Origin of the sequence: Yoonia sp., assembly GCF_036770585.1 — a bacterium.
In the GTDB taxonomy this organism is placed as follows: domain Bacteria; phylum Pseudomonadota; class Alphaproteobacteria; order Rhodobacterales; family Rhodobacteraceae; genus Yoonia.
In genome coordinates, this window is sequence record NZ_DAIPIW010000025.1 from 18,866 (window position 1) to 34,462 (window position 15,597).

Annotated in this window: 15 protein-coding genes; 8 read left to right on the plus strand and 7 right to left on the minus strand. The window is 63.3% G+C overall.

Annotated features, from left to right (window positions below; all coding sequences use genetic code 11):
- Positions 1-103 precede the first annotated feature (103 nt).
- The 4 genes from V7N12_RS06580 to V7N12_RS06595 are packed head-to-tail and all read right to left on the minus strand — an operon-like array spanning position 104 to position 3,783.
- On the minus strand, positions 104-610 hold the full coding sequence (locus V7N12_RS06580; protein ID WP_333713533.1) for a hypothetical protein: 507 nt from the start codon (positions 608-610) through the stop codon (positions 104-106).
- Positions 607-1,848, minus strand: coding sequence for a bifunctional folylpolyglutamate synthase/dihydrofolate synthase (locus tag V7N12_RS06585; protein WP_333713552.1), 1,242 nt, complete (start codon positions 1,846-1,848; stop codon positions 607-609). The genes V7N12_RS06580 and V7N12_RS06585 overlap by 4 nt, the downstream gene beginning before the upstream one ends.
- Before the next feature lie 29 nt (positions 1,849-1,877).
- Positions 1,878-2,816: an acetyl-CoA carboxylase, carboxyltransferase subunit beta gene (gene accD / locus V7N12_RS06590; RefSeq protein ID WP_333713534.1), complete on the minus strand. Its 939-nt coding sequence runs from the start codon at positions 2,814-2,816 to the stop codon at positions 1,878-1,880.
- Positions 2,817-2,874: 58 nt separating this feature from the next.
- Complete coding sequence (locus tag V7N12_RS06595; RefSeq protein ID WP_333713535.1) at positions 2,875-3,783, minus strand: CPBP family intramembrane glutamic endopeptidase; 909 nt, start codon at positions 3,781-3,783, stop codon at positions 2,875-2,877.
- Positions 3,784-3,896: 113 nt separating this feature from the next.
- On the opposite strand from V7N12_RS06595, the gene ilvD reads away from it, so the two are divergent.
- Genes ilvD through V7N12_RS06615 form a run of 4 tightly spaced genes read left to right on the plus strand, consistent with a single transcriptional unit; the run spans position 3,897 to position 7,419 of the window.
- Positions 3,897-5,630, plus strand: a complete 1,734-nt coding sequence (ilvD, locus tag V7N12_RS06600; protein ID WP_333713537.1) for a dihydroxy-acid dehydratase — start codon at positions 3,897-3,899, stop codon at positions 5,628-5,630.
- A gap of 5 nt (positions 5,631-5,635) precedes the next feature.
- Positions 5,636-6,229, plus strand: coding sequence for a dihydroxy-acid dehydratase (locus V7N12_RS06605; protein ID WP_333713538.1), 594 nt, complete (start codon positions 5,636-5,638; stop codon positions 6,227-6,229).
- Between the two features lie 59 nt (positions 6,230-6,288).
- A complete protein-coding gene (locus V7N12_RS06610) occupies positions 6,289-7,059 on the plus strand; it encodes a DUF6478 family protein (protein ID WP_333713540.1) in 771 nt (256 codons plus the stop codon).
- Between the two features lie 9 nt (positions 7,060-7,068).
- Positions 7,069-7,419, plus strand: a complete 351-nt coding sequence (locus V7N12_RS06615; RefSeq protein ID WP_333713541.1) for a hypothetical protein — start codon at positions 7,069-7,071, stop codon at positions 7,417-7,419.
- Positions 7,420-7,471: 52 nt separating this feature from the next.
- Here V7N12_RS06615 and V7N12_RS06620 read toward each other — a convergent pair whose 3' ends face one another.
- Positions 7,472-9,013, minus strand: a complete 1,542-nt coding sequence (locus tag V7N12_RS06620; protein WP_333713543.1) for a serine/threonine protein kinase — start codon at positions 9,011-9,013, stop codon at positions 7,472-7,474.
- Positions 9,014-9,442: 429 nt separating this feature from the next.
- Between V7N12_RS06620 and V7N12_RS06625 the strand changes: the two genes are divergently transcribed.
- The 3 genes from V7N12_RS06625 (at position 9,443) to V7N12_RS06635 (ending at position 12,939) form a co-directional block, all read left to right on the plus strand.
- Positions 9,443-9,934, plus strand: coding sequence for a fasciclin domain-containing protein (locus tag V7N12_RS06625; protein WP_333713544.1), 492 nt, complete (start codon positions 9,443-9,445; stop codon positions 9,932-9,934).
- Between the two features lie 110 nt (positions 9,935-10,044).
- Positions 10,045-10,377: an ACT domain-containing protein gene (locus V7N12_RS06630; RefSeq protein ID WP_333713545.1), complete on the plus strand. Its 333-nt coding sequence runs from the start codon at positions 10,045-10,047 to the stop codon at positions 10,375-10,377.
- A gap of 48 nt (positions 10,378-10,425) precedes the next feature.
- Positions 10,426-12,939 (plus strand): cation:proton antiporter, encoded by a 2,514-nt coding sequence (locus V7N12_RS06635; protein WP_333713547.1) that lies wholly within the window; start codon positions 10,426-10,428, stop codon positions 12,937-12,939.
- Between the two features lie 81 nt (positions 12,940-13,020).
- Here V7N12_RS06635 and V7N12_RS06640 read toward each other — a convergent pair whose 3' ends face one another.
- Both V7N12_RS06640 and V7N12_RS06645 read right to left on the minus strand, forming a co-directional pair.
- Entirely contained in the window at positions 13,021-13,863 is an 843-nt protein-coding gene (locus V7N12_RS06640; protein ID WP_333713548.1) for a sugar phosphate isomerase/epimerase family protein, read from the minus strand.
- Positions 13,864-13,948: 85 nt separating this feature from the next.
- Positions 13,949-14,932 (minus strand): fatty acid desaturase, encoded by a 984-nt coding sequence (locus V7N12_RS06645; protein ID WP_333713550.1) that lies wholly within the window; start codon positions 14,930-14,932, stop codon positions 13,949-13,951.
- 207 nt (positions 14,933-15,139) lie between these two features.
- Between V7N12_RS06645 and V7N12_RS06650 the strand changes: the two genes are divergently transcribed.
- Positions 15,140-15,597 (plus strand): oxidoreductase (locus tag V7N12_RS06650; protein ID WP_443089941.1); only part of this gene is annotated, 458 nt, incomplete at its 3' end.

Sequence of the window (15,597 nt, forward strand, 5' to 3'; positions counted from 1 at the left end):
CCTGCCAATACTGCCCGCCCGCGCCTGTTTTTGCGGCGCTTTTCGTTACCAGCGAATCTATGCGAATCGATGATTCGCCGTCAACTACTGATTCGCACACAGGTCAACTTAGCGGCGCGTAAAGGCGGCATTGCGGGTCGATGGGCACCGCGCTGACCAGAAACGGGGTTTCCGGCGGCATCCCGCTTTCCTCTACCCACACCCCGTTGAGACAAAAGTCCTGCGCATAATTGCCAAGGTTGAAGCCAAAGCCGGGATCGCCGCAATCATCCGCCGTTCCGCCCGCATTCCACGCCTGACTGACACCGACACCCAGTTCACCCGGGGTGAAGAAGGCAAAGCGCTGCGGATCGAAGGTCAAGAACCACGGGTCATCGGCTTCACGCGTGGCCATGTCCCATTTGCCGATCAGGATGCCGTCCTTGTAGCCGGCGATGCGGAACTCGGTCACGTCGCCTTCCATCACAATGACCTTGTCGCGCGCGCCGGGCGCAAGGCTCATCTGGCCGGTCATCGTATAGCCGTTGGCACCTTCCCAGCAGAAATAGAACTCGGCCGCGTCCGCTGTCGTGGCCGCAAGCGTCAGAGCAAATGTTGCCGCACGGATCATGCGCCGTTCTCCCTCAGGACATGCCCCGCCAGATAGAGCGAGCCGCAAATCAGGATGCGGGCGCCGGGGGCGTCTTCGGTAATCTGCGAAATGGCGTGCCCCACGCTGTCGGCAACCCTTGCGGGCAATCCGACCGCATTTGCATGGGCGGCGGTATCGGCAGCGGGGATGGTGTTCGCCTCGCCGGGGATCGAGACAGCGGTAAGGGACTGGGCAACCCCCGCCAAGGGACGCAGATAGCCCGCGATGTCCTTGGTGTTCAGCATCCCGCAGATCAGATGCGTGGGGCGGGGCGGTTGCTGGCGCAGGGTCTCGGCCAGCGCGATCCCGGCGGCGGGATTGTGCCCGCCATCCAGCCAAAGCTGGGCCGGGGCGGCCAGATCGACCAGCGCGCCTTTGGTCAGCCGTTCCATCCGCGCGGGCCAATAGGCGCGGGTCACGGCGGCCTCGCAGGCGGCTTCGTCCTTGCCCATGGCGCGCAAGGCGGCAATCGCGGCACCGGCGTTCATCACCTGATGTGGCCCCGGCAGGTTGGGCAGCGGCAGATCAAGCAATCCGCCTTCGTCCTGATAGACCAGCCGTCCGCGTTCCGTGCCCACATGCCAGTGCTGTCCGTAGGCCAGCAGCGGCGCACCGGCTCGGGCGGCGAGGCCTTCGATCACCTCCAGCCCGTCTTCGTGCTGGGGGCCGACGATGCAGGGCACGCCGCGTTTGATGATCCCCGCCTTCTCGGCCGCGATCTTGGCGATGGTGTCGCCAAGGAATTGCTGGTGGTCCAGATCGACCGGCGTGATGATCGTGATTGCAGGCTTCGCAATGACATTCGTGGCATCCAGCCGCCCGCCAAGGCCGACCTCGAGCAGGGTGTAGTCGGCAGGTGTCTCGGCGAAGGCCATCAGGGCGGCAACGGTCGTGATCTCGAAATAGGTGATCGGGTCGCTGCCGTTGGCGCGATAGCAGCGATCCAGCACCTCGGTCAGCGCCGCCTCGTCGATCAACCTGCCCGCCAGCCGGATGCGTTCATGAAACCGCGCCAGATGCGGCGAGGTATAGGCATGCACCCGCGAGCCCCCCGCCTCTAGTCCCGCGCGGATCATCGCCTGCGTGGACCCCTTGCCGTTGGTCCCCGCCACATGCACCACGGGCGGCAGCCGGTCTTGGGGATGACCCACGGCATCCAGCAGGCGCCAGACACGGTCCAGCGTCAGGTCGATGACCTTGGGGTGCAAGGCCATCATCCTTTCAAGGATCACGTCCGAGGATTGGCTCACGTCTTGGCGTCCGCCTCGGCGATGACATCGGCAGGGTCGGGCAGCTTCTCGTCCGCGGGCGCGGGCAGATCGCCTTTCACCGGCGCGGGGGCCTTGGTCAGCATCCGGATGATGGTGACCAGTTCCTCTTTCAGCGCGGTGCGCTTGGTCACACGGTCCAGCATCCCGTGGTCCAGCAGGTATTCCGCGCGCTGGAACCCTTCGGGCAGCTTTTCGCCGATCGTCTGTTCGATCACGCGGGCACCGGCAAAACCGATCAGCGCGTTGGGCTCGGCGATCTGCACATCGCCCAGCATCGCATAGGATGCGGTCACACCACCGGTCGTCGGGTGCGTCAGCACGACGATATAGGGCAGCCCCGCCTCTTTCAGCATCTGCACCGCAATCGTGGTGCGCGGCATCTGCATCAGGCCAAGGATGCCTTCCTGCATGCGCGCGCCACCGGCGGCGGAAAACAGGATCAGCGGGCGCTTGGTTTCCACCGCACGTTCGGCAGCCGCGACAATCGCATTGCCCACATACATCGACATCGAGCCGCCCATGAAGGAAAAGTCCTGCACCGCGACGACAACCGGCGTGCGGCCCATCTCGCCCTCGGCGACCAGCATGGCGTCTTTCTCGCCGGTCTTCTTGCGGGCTTCCTTGATGCGGTCGGTATAGCGTTTCTGGTCACGGAAATGCAGCGGGTCGGCGACCGGTTCGGGCACCTTCACTTCGGTGAAGATGCCACCGTCGAAGATCGAGGCCAGCCGCGCCCGCGCAGCGATGGGCATGTGGTGACCGCAGTTGGTGCAGACATTCAGGTTGTCCGACAGCTCACGATGAAACAGCATCGTGCCGCATTCGGGGCATTTGGTCCACAGATTGTCCGGCACCTCGCGCCGCGAGAAAAGCGAGTTGATGGTGGGACGGACGTAGTTTGTGATCCAGTTCATAAGCGCGCCTTTATGACTTGTCGCTCTTGCAGATATGCCGCCGCGTTGCGAATTGCAATCAACAGCGCAGGGTGACGCGCGCGGCAAGCCACATGATCCATGTGGTCATGCCCAGCACCAGCGCCTGACCGATCATCCAAGGCTGGGCCAGCGTCTCGAACCCGCCGCTGTAAAGCGCGGGGTCTTCATAGGGGTAAAGGAACAGCGCCACGCCCGATGTGGGCCAACCGGCGATATGCACGACCAGCAGGGCAAAGGCGTTGTTGGCCAGATGCAGCCCCACGGCCGCACCGATCGTGCCGGTGCGCGCGGTCAGGTCGGCGCAGGCGATCCCCAGCCCCGTGGCCCAGACCGCCCAGACGAAGCCCTCGGCAGGGCCATTGCCGTTCCAGTAATGCAACCCCCCGAACATGACCGAGGGCACCACCATCCAGGCCCAGGGGCTGCGCGAGATGGCGGCGAACTGCTGTTGCAGATAGCCGCGAAAGAACAGCTCTTCGGTGCCGACCTGCACCAGAAGCACCGCCAGCGTGACAGGCACAAGTCCAAGCCAGACCACAAGGCTGTGTTGCATCTCGACCTGTACGGGATCGAACCACGGAGGCAGGATTTCGATTGCGACCAGCCAGAAACCGACGCCCAGCGTCACGGTGATCAGGTCGCGCTTTGCTGTCTCATGCGGGCCGATCAGGCTGGCGATCCCGCGCCCGTGCAACAGGCTGAGCAGGATCAGAAACCCGCCCAGCGCGATCCCGAAGCTCAGGAACTGCGCCAGGGTGCCGAAGGTGGTCACCCCGTCCTGGAAGTCCTGCCGCAAGGCTTCGCTCGGCAGCAGGGCTGCAAAGATATCTGCCGACAGGGCAAAGACCAGCTCGAAGGCGATGATCATCACGATGACGCGCCAGAATTCCGGCGCCCCGAAGGCGGGACGGATATAGGCGTCATGTGCGGCGTAGCGATTGTCCATGTCCGACCCTAGGCTTTGCGGTTTGCGCGCCGCAACACCCGTTGTTGGGCTTGCGCCGCGCGTGCCCTCTAATTAGACCCGTTCCAACAGTTTTCCCGGAGGAGAGTTTCAAAATGTCCCAAGGCAAGATCGACAAATCCCGCCTTCCCAGCCGCCACGTCACCGAAGGCCCGGCACGGGCGCCGCACCGGTCGTATTTCTATGCCATGGGTCTGGATGACACGGCGATCCACCAGCCATGGGTCGGCGTCGCCACCTGCTGGAACGAGGCCGCCCCCTGCAACATCGCGCTGAACCGTCAGGCGCAGTCGGTCAAGCTGGGCGTCAAGAAGGCCAATGGCACGCCGCGTGAATTCACCACGATCACCGTGACCGACGGGATCGCGATGGGCCACGAAGGGATGCGCTCGTCTCTGGCCAGCCGCGAAGCCATCGCCGATACCGTGGAACTGACCATGCGCGGGCACTGCTATGACGCGCTGGTCGGACTTGCGGGCTGCGACAAATCCCTGCCGGGGATGATGATGGCAATGGTGCGTCTGAACGTGCCTTCGGTCTTCATCTACGGCGGGTCGATCCTGCCGGGTCGTCTGGATGGCAAGGACGTCACCGTGCAGGACGTCTTCGAGGCCGTGGGCAAGCATCAGGCGGGCAACATGAGCGATGCCGAGCTGGAAATCCTCGAACGGGTGGCCTGCCCTTCGGCCGGGGCCTGCGGCGGGCAGTTCACCGCCAACACCATGGCCTGCGTGTCCGAGGCGATCGGGCTGGCGCTGCTGAATTCCTCGGGCGCGCCTGCGCCTTACGAGAGCCGCGACCAATACGGTGTCGCCTCGGGCGAGGCGGTGATGAACCTGATCGAAAAGAACATCCGCGCCCGCGACATCGTCACCCGCAAGAGCCTTGAAAACGCGGCCCGCATCGTCGCCTGCACCGGCGGGTCCACCAACGCCGGTCTGCACCTGCCCGCCATCGCCCATGAGGCTGGCATCGACTTCGACCTGATGGACGTCTGCGACATCTTCCGCGACACCCCCTATTTCGTCGATCTCAAGCCCGGTGGCCAATATGTCGCCAAGGACCTTTACGAGGCAGGCGGCGTGCCGATCGTGATGAAGGAACTGCGCAAGGCCGGTCTGATCCACGAGGATTGCATGACCGCATCCGGCCGCACCATGGGCGAGGAACTCGACATGATCGCGGGCGAGGCTGACGGCCGCGTCATCCACCCCATCGAAACCCCGATCACCAAGACCGGCGGCGTTGTCGGCCTCAAGGGCAACCTTGCGCCCGAAGGTGCCATCGTCAAGGTCGCCGGCATGTCGGACGCCGAGCAGGACTTCACCGGTCCGGCCCGCGTGTTCGAATGTGAAGAAGACGCCTTCGAGGCAGTCAAGGCCCGCCAATACAAGGAAGGCGAAGTCATCGTCATCCGCAACGAGGGCCCCGCAGGCGGCCCCGGCATGCGCGAGATGCTGGCCACCACCGCCGCCCTCTCGGGTCAGGGCATGGGCAAGAAGGTGGCACTGATCACCGACGGGCGGTTCTCGGGCGCGACACGCGGCTTCTGCGTCGGTCACGTCGGGCCGGAAAGCGCCCATGGCGGCCCCATCGGTCTGCTGCAAAACGGCGACATGATCACCATCAACGCCAAGACCGGCGAGTTGTCCGTCGATCTGACCGATGCGGAACTCAAGACCCGCCGCGAGAATTGGAAAGGTCCGCGCAAGACGATCTATGCGTCGGGTGCTCTTTACAAATACGCGCAACTGGTCGGCGGCGCGCGTCTTGGGGCGGTGACCCACCCCGGGGCCAAGGGCGAAGAACACATCTATATGGACCTCTGACGCGGATGATCCGCCCAAAGCTTGCATTTCTGGCGCTTTCGGTGATGTCGGCCTGTCTGCTGATCGCACCGGAACGGACAACCACGCTGGCGGGCGGGGCGGTGCAATTGCAGGCACCTGCGGGCTACTGCGTCGATACGATGACCAGGCGCCTGTCCGAGGATTTCGCCGTGCTGGCGCCTTGCGCGACATTGGGTGTCGAGGCCCCCGTGCCGGATGTGGTGGGGTTGATCACGGTGCTTGCAGGCGCGGCGGGCAGCGGCACCATCGCCACCGACGAAATCGCGCTGCGCGACTTTCTGATCACCTCGGAGGGGCGCGCGCTGCTCAGCCAGACGGGCACGGCGGGTGACATCCGTATCCTGTCCACACAGGCCTTCGACGATCAGGTCATGGTGCATTTCACCGATCAGGGCACACCGCCGCTGGACGGTCTGCAGAACGAGGAATGGCGCGCCTTCCGCAACATCGGCGGGCGACTGGTCACCGTCGGAGTGCGCGGGCTGGCCGTGGCCCCCTTGCAGGACGGACCGGGGGCGGGTCTGCTGAAACTGGTCCTTGCAGGGCTAAGCGCGAATGAGACCGCGCCGCCAAGCTGACCCTTCAAAATCCCGCTCCCGCCTGACAGACTGTGAGCCGAGGAAATGACAGGACACCGATGATCTTCCCGCCGCACGGCCTGATCGGACGCTTTCTGCACCGCCGCGCGCTGGCGCGATGGCGTGCGGCGACACGCAGGGTGGACGGCACCCGCACCGGCGATCTTGACAGCCAGGTGCAGATGGCGCGGAAAACCATCCGCCGCATCCGCGATTTCGACGCAGCGGCGGCGGCCCGACTGGCCCTGCCCCGCCCGGGGTCCACGACATTCCCCAGCCCTGTGGGCACCGACTGGTCGTGGCGGCCCAAACCATGGCGCATCGCCTGCCCCGAACTCGGCCTTGCGCCTGCGCTGCCCAAAGACGAGATGACGAACGAACTGGTGATCTTCCACGATTGCAAATCGCGCGAGATCACCCTGCGCCAGCAGCGCAACAGCCGCGACATCGACCTTGCGCCCTTCGGCGTCGTGCTGGAGGTTTTCCACTTCGACGGCAGCTACCTGTCGCTGGTGGTCGAGGTGCCGCCGTCTTCGTGCGAGGGCCTGAAGAAGTCTCATCTGATCCGCCTTGCCACCGTTGTCGAGCGCGAGCGCCCGACCCGCATCTATGCCCGCCTCAACGTCAAGCACGGCCCCAATACCGAACAGATCCTGCTGACACTGCCGGAGGCGGAAGAGGCAATCGTCGAATTCGACCTTGCCTATAGCCAGTTGATCGAAGCCCGCGCCGAGCGCATGTGGATCGACCTGATGATCGAAGACCCCGCGATGAACCGGGTCACCTTCCGCGATCTCAACATGGCGCGCTATCCGCGTGCGGAACTCTAGGGGGTGCCCATGAAGATCATCAATGCCGAACTGCGCGCCGGTGTCTGGTCAGGTGAACTGGTCGGCGGTGCGGCAAGCGGGGTCAGGGTTCTGCACGAAGGCCGGGCGCTTGCGGGCGTGACAACCACGCCGCTGCCTGACCGCGACAGCACAAAGATTGCCGTGCCGGTGCCCGCCGACCTGATCAGCGACGGGGTGCAGACATTCGTCGTCGAAGACAGCGCGGGGCGCGTGCTGGCAAGCTTCGCGATCCTCGCCGGTGAGGTGCTGGCGCATGACCTGCGGGCCGAGATCGCCCTGCTGCGCGCGGAACTGGATATTCTGAAGGCCGCTTTCCGCAAACATGCAGCCGGGGGCTGACGCGGCCCCGATCGACCGGTCTGGCACCCTTTGCGCCGGTCCTCTTGCGGCCCTAAGGCCGGCCGAAGCGATTGGTCTGGTTCATATCGCGAATCCGGCTGCGGTCATTGAGATCGAGCTTTCGCGGCTCGCCCCGGCCATCACAATTCACGGTCACCGGCGAAATCGCCCGCAGCGTTTCGTTCGCGCAAAGACCTTGCGAGGAAAAGAGCACCTCCCATGTGCCGTCTTCCTGCATCTGCTGGTAGTTGACCGCGACATAGGCAATCAGGGCGATAGCGGATGCGCTGAGCGAAAAATACAAAAGGGCGCGCTTGACCTGTTGTCGCGCCGCGCGCTTGCGTTTGTGCTTGTTCTTGTTCTTGAAATAGAGCGCGATAAGCTCTTTCTCGCGCTCTTGTTCTGCCAGATCAGGCATGCCGGGAATGGTCGTGGCCAGCGAACTTCTGATCCGTTCCGCGGACCCGTCTTCTGCGGCGAAATCGCCGGAACCCGCCACGTCGTCGTCCAGTCCTGCGGCCTGCCTCGCGGCGATCTCCTGCGTTTCCTGATTGAACTCATCCCGCCAGGCCGGACGCAATGTGCCTGTTTGCTGCTCGCCCCCAAGGACCAGCGCAGCGGCCCTGCCTTTCGTGCCACCCAGAACGTCGCGGTTGGTATCGGCAATCAGCGTGCCCAGCATCGATTGCGGAGACCCTGAGGCGGGCGGCGTCTCGGCAGGGTCCTGGGTGATGACACTGGACCAGTCCGCCGCATACTGGAATCGTTCGTGGATCGGCAGCGAAAGGGCCATATCGATCGCGGCCAGAAATATCGGGTCATAGTCATCGAAGCGCCCGGCCAGCGGCACATAAGGGTCGGGGCGACCGCCAATATTCTCGGATTGCCGCGTCTGGCTGTCAGGCGGCGGATCGCCCGTGATCAGGTGATACAGCGTCCCGCCCAGCGCATAGAGATCGCTGGCAGGACTGTGGGCCGCGCCGCGCACGTAAAACTCGAAGGGCGAATACCCGTCCTTGACGAAAAGAAACGCAGTCTTCGCCCGCCCCCGGTCCGAGGCCAGCTCTTTCGCAGAACCGAAGTCGATCAGGACCGGCTTGCCATGTTTGTCCAACAGGATGTTGTCGGGCGAGATATCGCGGTGCAGCAGGTTGTGATCATGCACGACCGACAGCGCGTCCAGCACCTGCACTGCGACATCCTTGATCTCGGCTGGCGACAGCGTCCGGTCGGGATCGTCGGCGATGGTCAGCAGGTCGTCGCCTTCGACCAGATCGAGCACCATATAGGCCGTCGTGTTCTGCTCGAAGACCGCGTGGACCTTGATGATATTGGGATGCATCAGACGTGCGATGCTGCGCGCCTCGCGCATGAACATCTCGATGCATTTGCTGAACTGCGCCGCCGTCTCGCGACGTGTGGCGACCACATTCACACCGCTGCGAACACAGATCAGTTCGGGGAAACATTCCTTGATGACGACCGCACGGTCCAGCGACGTATCGCGCGCAAGGTAGGTGATTCCGAAACCGCCACGCCCGATGGCCCGCTCGATCACATAGTTACCCCCTGCAAGCACAGTGCGTGCAGGCAAAGCTTCTGCCTTGTCGAGATCAGCTTCCGCTGACCCGGGGAGGGGGGACACATGCATCGGTCAAAAGGACCTTTGTTTACTCGTTGTTAGCCGTAAGACCTAATATACAAAGAACTTTCGTCAAAGTGGTTTACCACCAGATGGTGAATCAACTTGGCGTCACAGCCACAGTTTGTTGAAGATTTGGCGACGATTTCGGCGTCACGATAGAATTATCCTTCCCGCGCAAGACGCGATCTACACTGGGCCGGTTCCCGATCAATGAAATGCGCGATTGTCAGCAGTATGGCGAAATAGGGGCGGTCTACGTCTGTTGGTCCGGACCGGATGACAATAATTCAAATGGTCAACATATTGTCAGGGCGTTGAACTGCCTGACCCATTGCCCCGTATAACCGACATTCAAAGGGACAATGAAAGGACAAACCCATGAACCGCCGCTTCGCACTCAAGTCGACCATCCTCGCCGCTGGTGTGGCCCTTGCCGCCGCATGTGCACCCATGATGGATGGCGAGCCCGACATCGTCGATATCGCCGCCTCCAACGACAACTTCAGCACGCTGGTCGCCGCCGTGACCGCCGCCGGTCTGGTCGAGACACTCAAGGGCGACGGCCCGTTCACTGTCTTCGCCCCAACAAACGAGGCCTTCGCCGCCCTGCCCGCAGGCACCGTCGACTCGCTGCTGCTGCCTGAAAACAAGGATCAGCTTGTCGCGATCCTGACCTATCACGTCGTGCCCGGTGCGGTGACCTCGGACCAGTTGGCCGGTCAGCGCCTGAGCGTGGCGACCGTGAACGGCGCAAATGTCCATGTTGACGGCAGAAACGGTGTGAAGGTCGAAAACGCAACCGTCACGACAGCCGATATCATGGCATCGAACGGCGTGATCCACGTAATCGACACCGTCCTGCTGCCCTAAGTCGCAGCCGCGGCCCCGCTGACCCTTCCCCCCATCGGCGGGGCCACCCCCCCTTTTTGCCAGCCACGCAAGATCACCGACACTCACCCCCCTGCAACCGATGGAATACCGTGATTTCAGGCGAAGGTGATCTTGCGACACTCTTGCGCCGCCTCAGCGCGACACTTACCCCCGAGACCTACGATTTCGCGACCCTCGACTCCCTGCCCCCCGGCATCACGCCGCGCATGGTCTTCGTCGAGGACGAGGGCAAGACCCCGATCTGCACCCGCGCCGAGGCCGAGGCGGCAGGCATCCCCCATAGCTTCCCCTGCCGGATGATCACCTGCAACGTCCATTCCGCGCTAAAGGCGGTCAGTCCGGCTCTTGCCGGCTTCGTGGTCAGCCGAACGGACGGCGCTGCCCGGGTCTGTGGCAAGAAACGCGGACCGCAGAGCCCCTGATACCCACATTCTCGATGCGCTCGGTGATCTTTGTGCTATTTCAATGCTATGGACATCGTCCTCATCACAACTGTCATCGCCTCCCTGTTCCTCATCATCGGGGTGGCAGAGCCGTTGGCCGCGCGCCTGCGACTGCCCTACACGGTGATCCTTGCCCTTCTTGGCATCCTGATCGCGGTCGGTGCGATCTTTTTCCTGCGCACCGAACTGACTGATGCGCTGAACCCCGTGGCCGAGGTGATCCTCGGGCTGCCGATCCGCTCGAATGTGTTTCTTTACATCTTCCTGCCGACCCTGCTGTTTCAGGCGACGCTGGGGATGAACCTGCGGCGGATGCTCGACGACTGGGTGCCGATCCTGGTGCTGGCGATCGTGGCGGTCGTCGTCGCGACATTCAGCGTGGGCTATGCGCTGTCATGGGTCAGCGCGCTGCCCTTGGCGGCCTGCCTGTTGATCGGGGCCATCGTGTCCACGACCGATCCATCTGCCGTTGTCACGATCTTCCGGTCGATTTCCGCGCCCCGCCGCCTTGCACGGATCATCGAGGGCGAGAGCCTGCTGAACGACGCGGCCGCCATCGCGCTGTTCGGTCTGTTCATGGGCTTCGTCATGTTGGGCCTTCCCAATCCCGACCTCGGCGAAGCGCTGGCCCGTTTTCCGCTGCTGATCGTCGGTGGTGCCTTTGTCGGCTGGCTGGCGGCGCGGGTGGCGGTCTGGCTGATGGCCACTTTCGCGCGATACGGATTGGCGCATATTTCGGTGTCGGTGGCCTTGCCCTATCTTGCCTATATCGGGGCGGAACAGATCATCGGTGCATCGGGTGTGATCGCTGTCGTCGCGGCAGGGCTGACGCTGAACCTGACGGGCCCCGGGCGATTGCCGCCGCAGGCCTGGACGAACCTGCGCGAGATCTGGGACGTGCTGGCGCATTGGGCGGGGGCGCTGATCTTCATTCTCGCTGCGCTGCTGATACCGCGTCTGCTGGGCGAGGTCCGGCTTGAAGATTTCTTCCTTGTCGGCGTGGTGATCGTCGCCGCCATCGTCGCGCGGGTGGTTGTCCTGTTCGGATTGCTGCCGCTGCTGACCGTCATGCGCGTCTCGCCCGCAGTCGACCGGCCCTACAGGGTAGCCATCCTTTGGGGGGGCTTGCGGGGTGCGGTGACACTGGCGCTTGCGCTGGCGGTCACGGAAAGTTTCCGCGTGCCGAGTGACATCCAGCGTGTCGTCGGCATCCTTGCAACCGGATTTACGCTGTTCACGCTGATCGTGCAGGGCACCACCCTGCGCTGGGTCATCGGACGGCTTGGCCTTGACCGGCTGTCACCGATCGACGACGCGCTCTCGCGTCAGGTGGTCGCCGTGGCCCTGCAAACCGTGCGCGAGGACGTGGCCCGCACCACGGAAAACTACGATCTGAGCCGCGACATCGTCCGCGCCGAGGCCAAACTCTTCGGCGAGAGGTTGGATGACGCGGTTCACGCGGCCGAAGACAGCGCGGATATCCTCGACCGTGACCGGGTGACACTCGGCCTGATCGTGCTGGCCGGTCATGAAAGGGACACCATCCTCGAAAGGGTCCGCGAACGCACCATCTCGGCGCGGATGGCCGAACAGGTCCTTTCGGATGCAGACCGCCTGATCGAGGGTGCGCGATCCGGTGGCCGCAGCGGCTATCAGCGTGCCGCCCGACGCAGCATCGCATATGGCCGCGGGTTTCGGGCGGCGCTCTTGCTGCATAGCCGGTTGCACATGTCCGGCCCGCTTGTCCGCATGACCGCCGACCGGTTCGAGCTTTTATTGTCGCAACGCCTGACCCTCAAGGATCTCGGGCCATTCATCGACGGGCGGATCAGGCGGATCCATGGCCGCAGGGTGGCGGATCTTCTGCAGGAATTGCTCGCCCGCCGTATCGAAGCTGTCGCCACCGCGCTGGAAGGTCTGCGGTTGCAATATCCCGGCTATGCCGAAGAGCTGGAGCGGCGGTTCATTCGCCGGACGGCCCTGCGGCTGGAAGAACGCGAATACACCACCATGCGCGAAGACGGTCTGATCGGGTCCGAAGTCTATACCAAGCTGATGGAAGACCTCGCAGCGCGCCGTGCTGCCGCGGAAGAACGACCCCGCCTTGATATCGCGGTGCAGCGCACGCAACTGCTGCGCCAGTTCCCGTTGTTTCAGGGTCTCGACGATACCGCGATAAAGCGGCTCGGACGGGCGTTCCAGACGCGCTATGTCAATGCAGGCGAGGTCATCATCCGCAAGGACACCGCCGCAAAGAGCGTGTTCTTCATCGCCTCCGGTGCGGTCGAAGTGGAAACCGCAGGCCAGACCTTGCGACTGGGCCGGGGCGAGATGTTCGGACAACTCGCGATCCTGATGAACAAGACTCGTCGCGCAGAGGTGCATGCAATCGCGCCTTCCACGCTCCTTGTGCTTGATGAAGCCCGCTTCAGGCGGCTTCTGCGACGGAGCGCGGCGCTGCAAGACGCCGTCCGCGCCAGCGCCGAAAAACGGGGGATCGCACCACAGGACCTACTGCCGGCAAAGAATGTGCAAAGTTGAAGAATGTCGGGCAAACAGCCAGTCGGTCAACTGGCCGTTGCCGTCAGCGCCGCGATATCCGCAAAGCCGCGAGGCAAACCGTCACCCGTCGCCGCCCAGGTCGTCCCATATCCCTTCGACCCAACGCTTGATCACCCGCGCCTCGTCCCAGCGGTTCGACATCTCGCGCCCGTCCGGTCCGGTCATCGCATACTCGGGCGGGCCCAATTCGCAGACAAAGATGCAATCGCCCGAGGCATTCCGCGCCCGCCAGTCGGTAAGCCCCTCGCGCCACCAGTCCTTGAACAGCGCCACCCATTTCTGGTGCTGCGGGAAATCAAGCTGCAACTGGATCTGCTGGCGGCTGGCCACGCGGCCCTGAAAGCTGTCCGAGCGTTGCAGGATACGGCTGATCAGAGAAAGGTCGTGGCCCGACAAGGGAAACCAGAATTCGCGGTCCACCACGTAATGCGACAGGTCCGCGCAAATCCGCATCTCGGGGATGCGGTCCAGCAATTGCAGCGTCGTGTAAAGGTCGTTGGTAATGCAGTTGCGATGCGTCTCGAACTGCACCGGCACGCCGATGCGGTCGGCCATGCCCATCCATGTTTCAATCACCGGCACCATGTCGTCCAAGGCAATCGGCATCACCTGCCCGATCACATCGACAAAGGGAGCGCCGAAATCGGCGGCCATGTGCAGCGTGTCTTCAAGGCTGTCGATCGTCTTGGGGAAAGCCACGATCAGCGGCGTCAGGCCGTTCGCCTGCATATGCGGGCGCACCGCATGGGCGGTGGCGACGTCAGACGCGCCCAGATCAATCGCCATCCCGTCAAAACCGGCCTCTGCGACCATTTCGCAGACCTGATCGTAAGGCAGCTTGACCCCTGTCTGGTCATGCGGCTGCATGGCCCAGAGCGAGGTATAGACCTGAAGCCGCCTCATCCGTTCACGCCCCGGACCTGATCCGGGGCCTCGCACGGCCACAGGCAGAGGTCCCGGGTCGAGCCCGGGACGGGATGACAGACAATCATTCCGCAGGCATCCGTGTGACGCGACCGCCGGAACGGGGGATGACCCAGACCTCATCCATCGGATACTGGCTTTCGTCCTTGGCCATCAGTTTCCTGATCACCTCTATCTGGAACTCGATCCAGCCCATGCGGTGCACCTCGCCCGCCTTGTCCTCGATCTTGGCGTTCAACTCCTTCAGCTTCCAGAACGGCACGGCGGGAAAGGTGTGATGCGCGGTGTGATAGGGCATCTGCCAGCACAGCCAGTTCTGCAACGCATTGGCGCGGGTCGAGCGGGTGTTTTCCAGAATGTCGCTTTCATGGCTCAGCCCCAGATGCTCGATCGTGTTCTGCAACTGGTGCACCGGCTTGGTCAGCAGCATCGGCAAGAGCCAGAAGGTCACCGCAAACCACGACCCCGCAATGACCGAGACCCCGGCGATCAGCGCATAACCCGCCAGATGGGCGCGGCTTTCAAAGATCACGCGCGCCTCTTCTTCCTTGCGGATGAAAGGCTCGATAATCACGCCACGGGCGCGACGGACCACGCCGAAGACACGGTTGCGCCAATAGGTGATCCCCGACAACCACAAAAGGTAGGTCCGGATCGTGTAAGGCTCGCGCACCAGCTCGCCGTCACGGTCCCAGTCCTGGGTGTATTGGTGATGGGCGAAATGCATGATCTGGTCATAGTCGCGCGGGAAGATCTGGACGAAGCCGATGATGCGGCCGAAGATTTCATTCAGCTTGCGGGTCTTGAAGACGGTCGCGTGGGACAGCTCATGCTGCGCGGCATAGAGAAAGTTCAGCAAGACGCCCAAGGCCGCCCCGGTGACCCAGACCCAACCGGTGCCCATGGCCTGCCAATGCAGCAGCCCCACCAGCAGGATGGCCCCCTGATGGCTGCCCATCTGCACTGCGCCTTGCATATCCGACCTTTCGGTCAGGCGGCGCAGTTCATCCGGCGTCAACAGCTTTCGGCGCGAGAAACTGGCTTCCATTTCTGTCTCCTTTTTGGATGAATGTGCATAAGCGAAACCCGCAACGCAAATGAAACCCGCGTCTTGCTGGCGTCTGGACAGCTGCCATACGCCAGCCACAGGCCGACCATACGCAGTCTGCACAGGTTTTCAGCAATTCACTGACGCGACGTTCGGCGTGACGCAAGCGTCAACTTTGGCCATGATCGCCCAAACCGGAGGCACAAAATGACCAGCTACCCCCATCTTCTTGCACCCCTTGATCTGGGCTTCACGACGCTGAAGAACCGCGTGCTGATGGGGTCGATGCACACAGGTCTGGAAGAGACGAAAGACTGGAACCGCGTTGCCGAATTCTATGCCGAGCGGGCACGGGGGCAGGTCGGTCTGATGGTCACCGGCGGCATGGCCCCCAATGCCGAAGGCGGCGTCTTTCCCGGGGCTGCGGGCCTCTACACCGATCAGGACATCGCCAACCACAAGATCGTGACGGACCGCGTCCACGATGCCGGCGGCAAGATCGCCATGCAGATCCTGCACGCAGGCCGCTATGCCTATTCGCCCCATTGCGTGGCACCTTCAGCCATCAAATCCCCCATCTCGCCCTTCCCGCCGAAGGAACTGGACGAGGACGGGATCGAGAAACAAATCGCCGACATCGTCACCGCCGCCGCCCGTGCACGGCA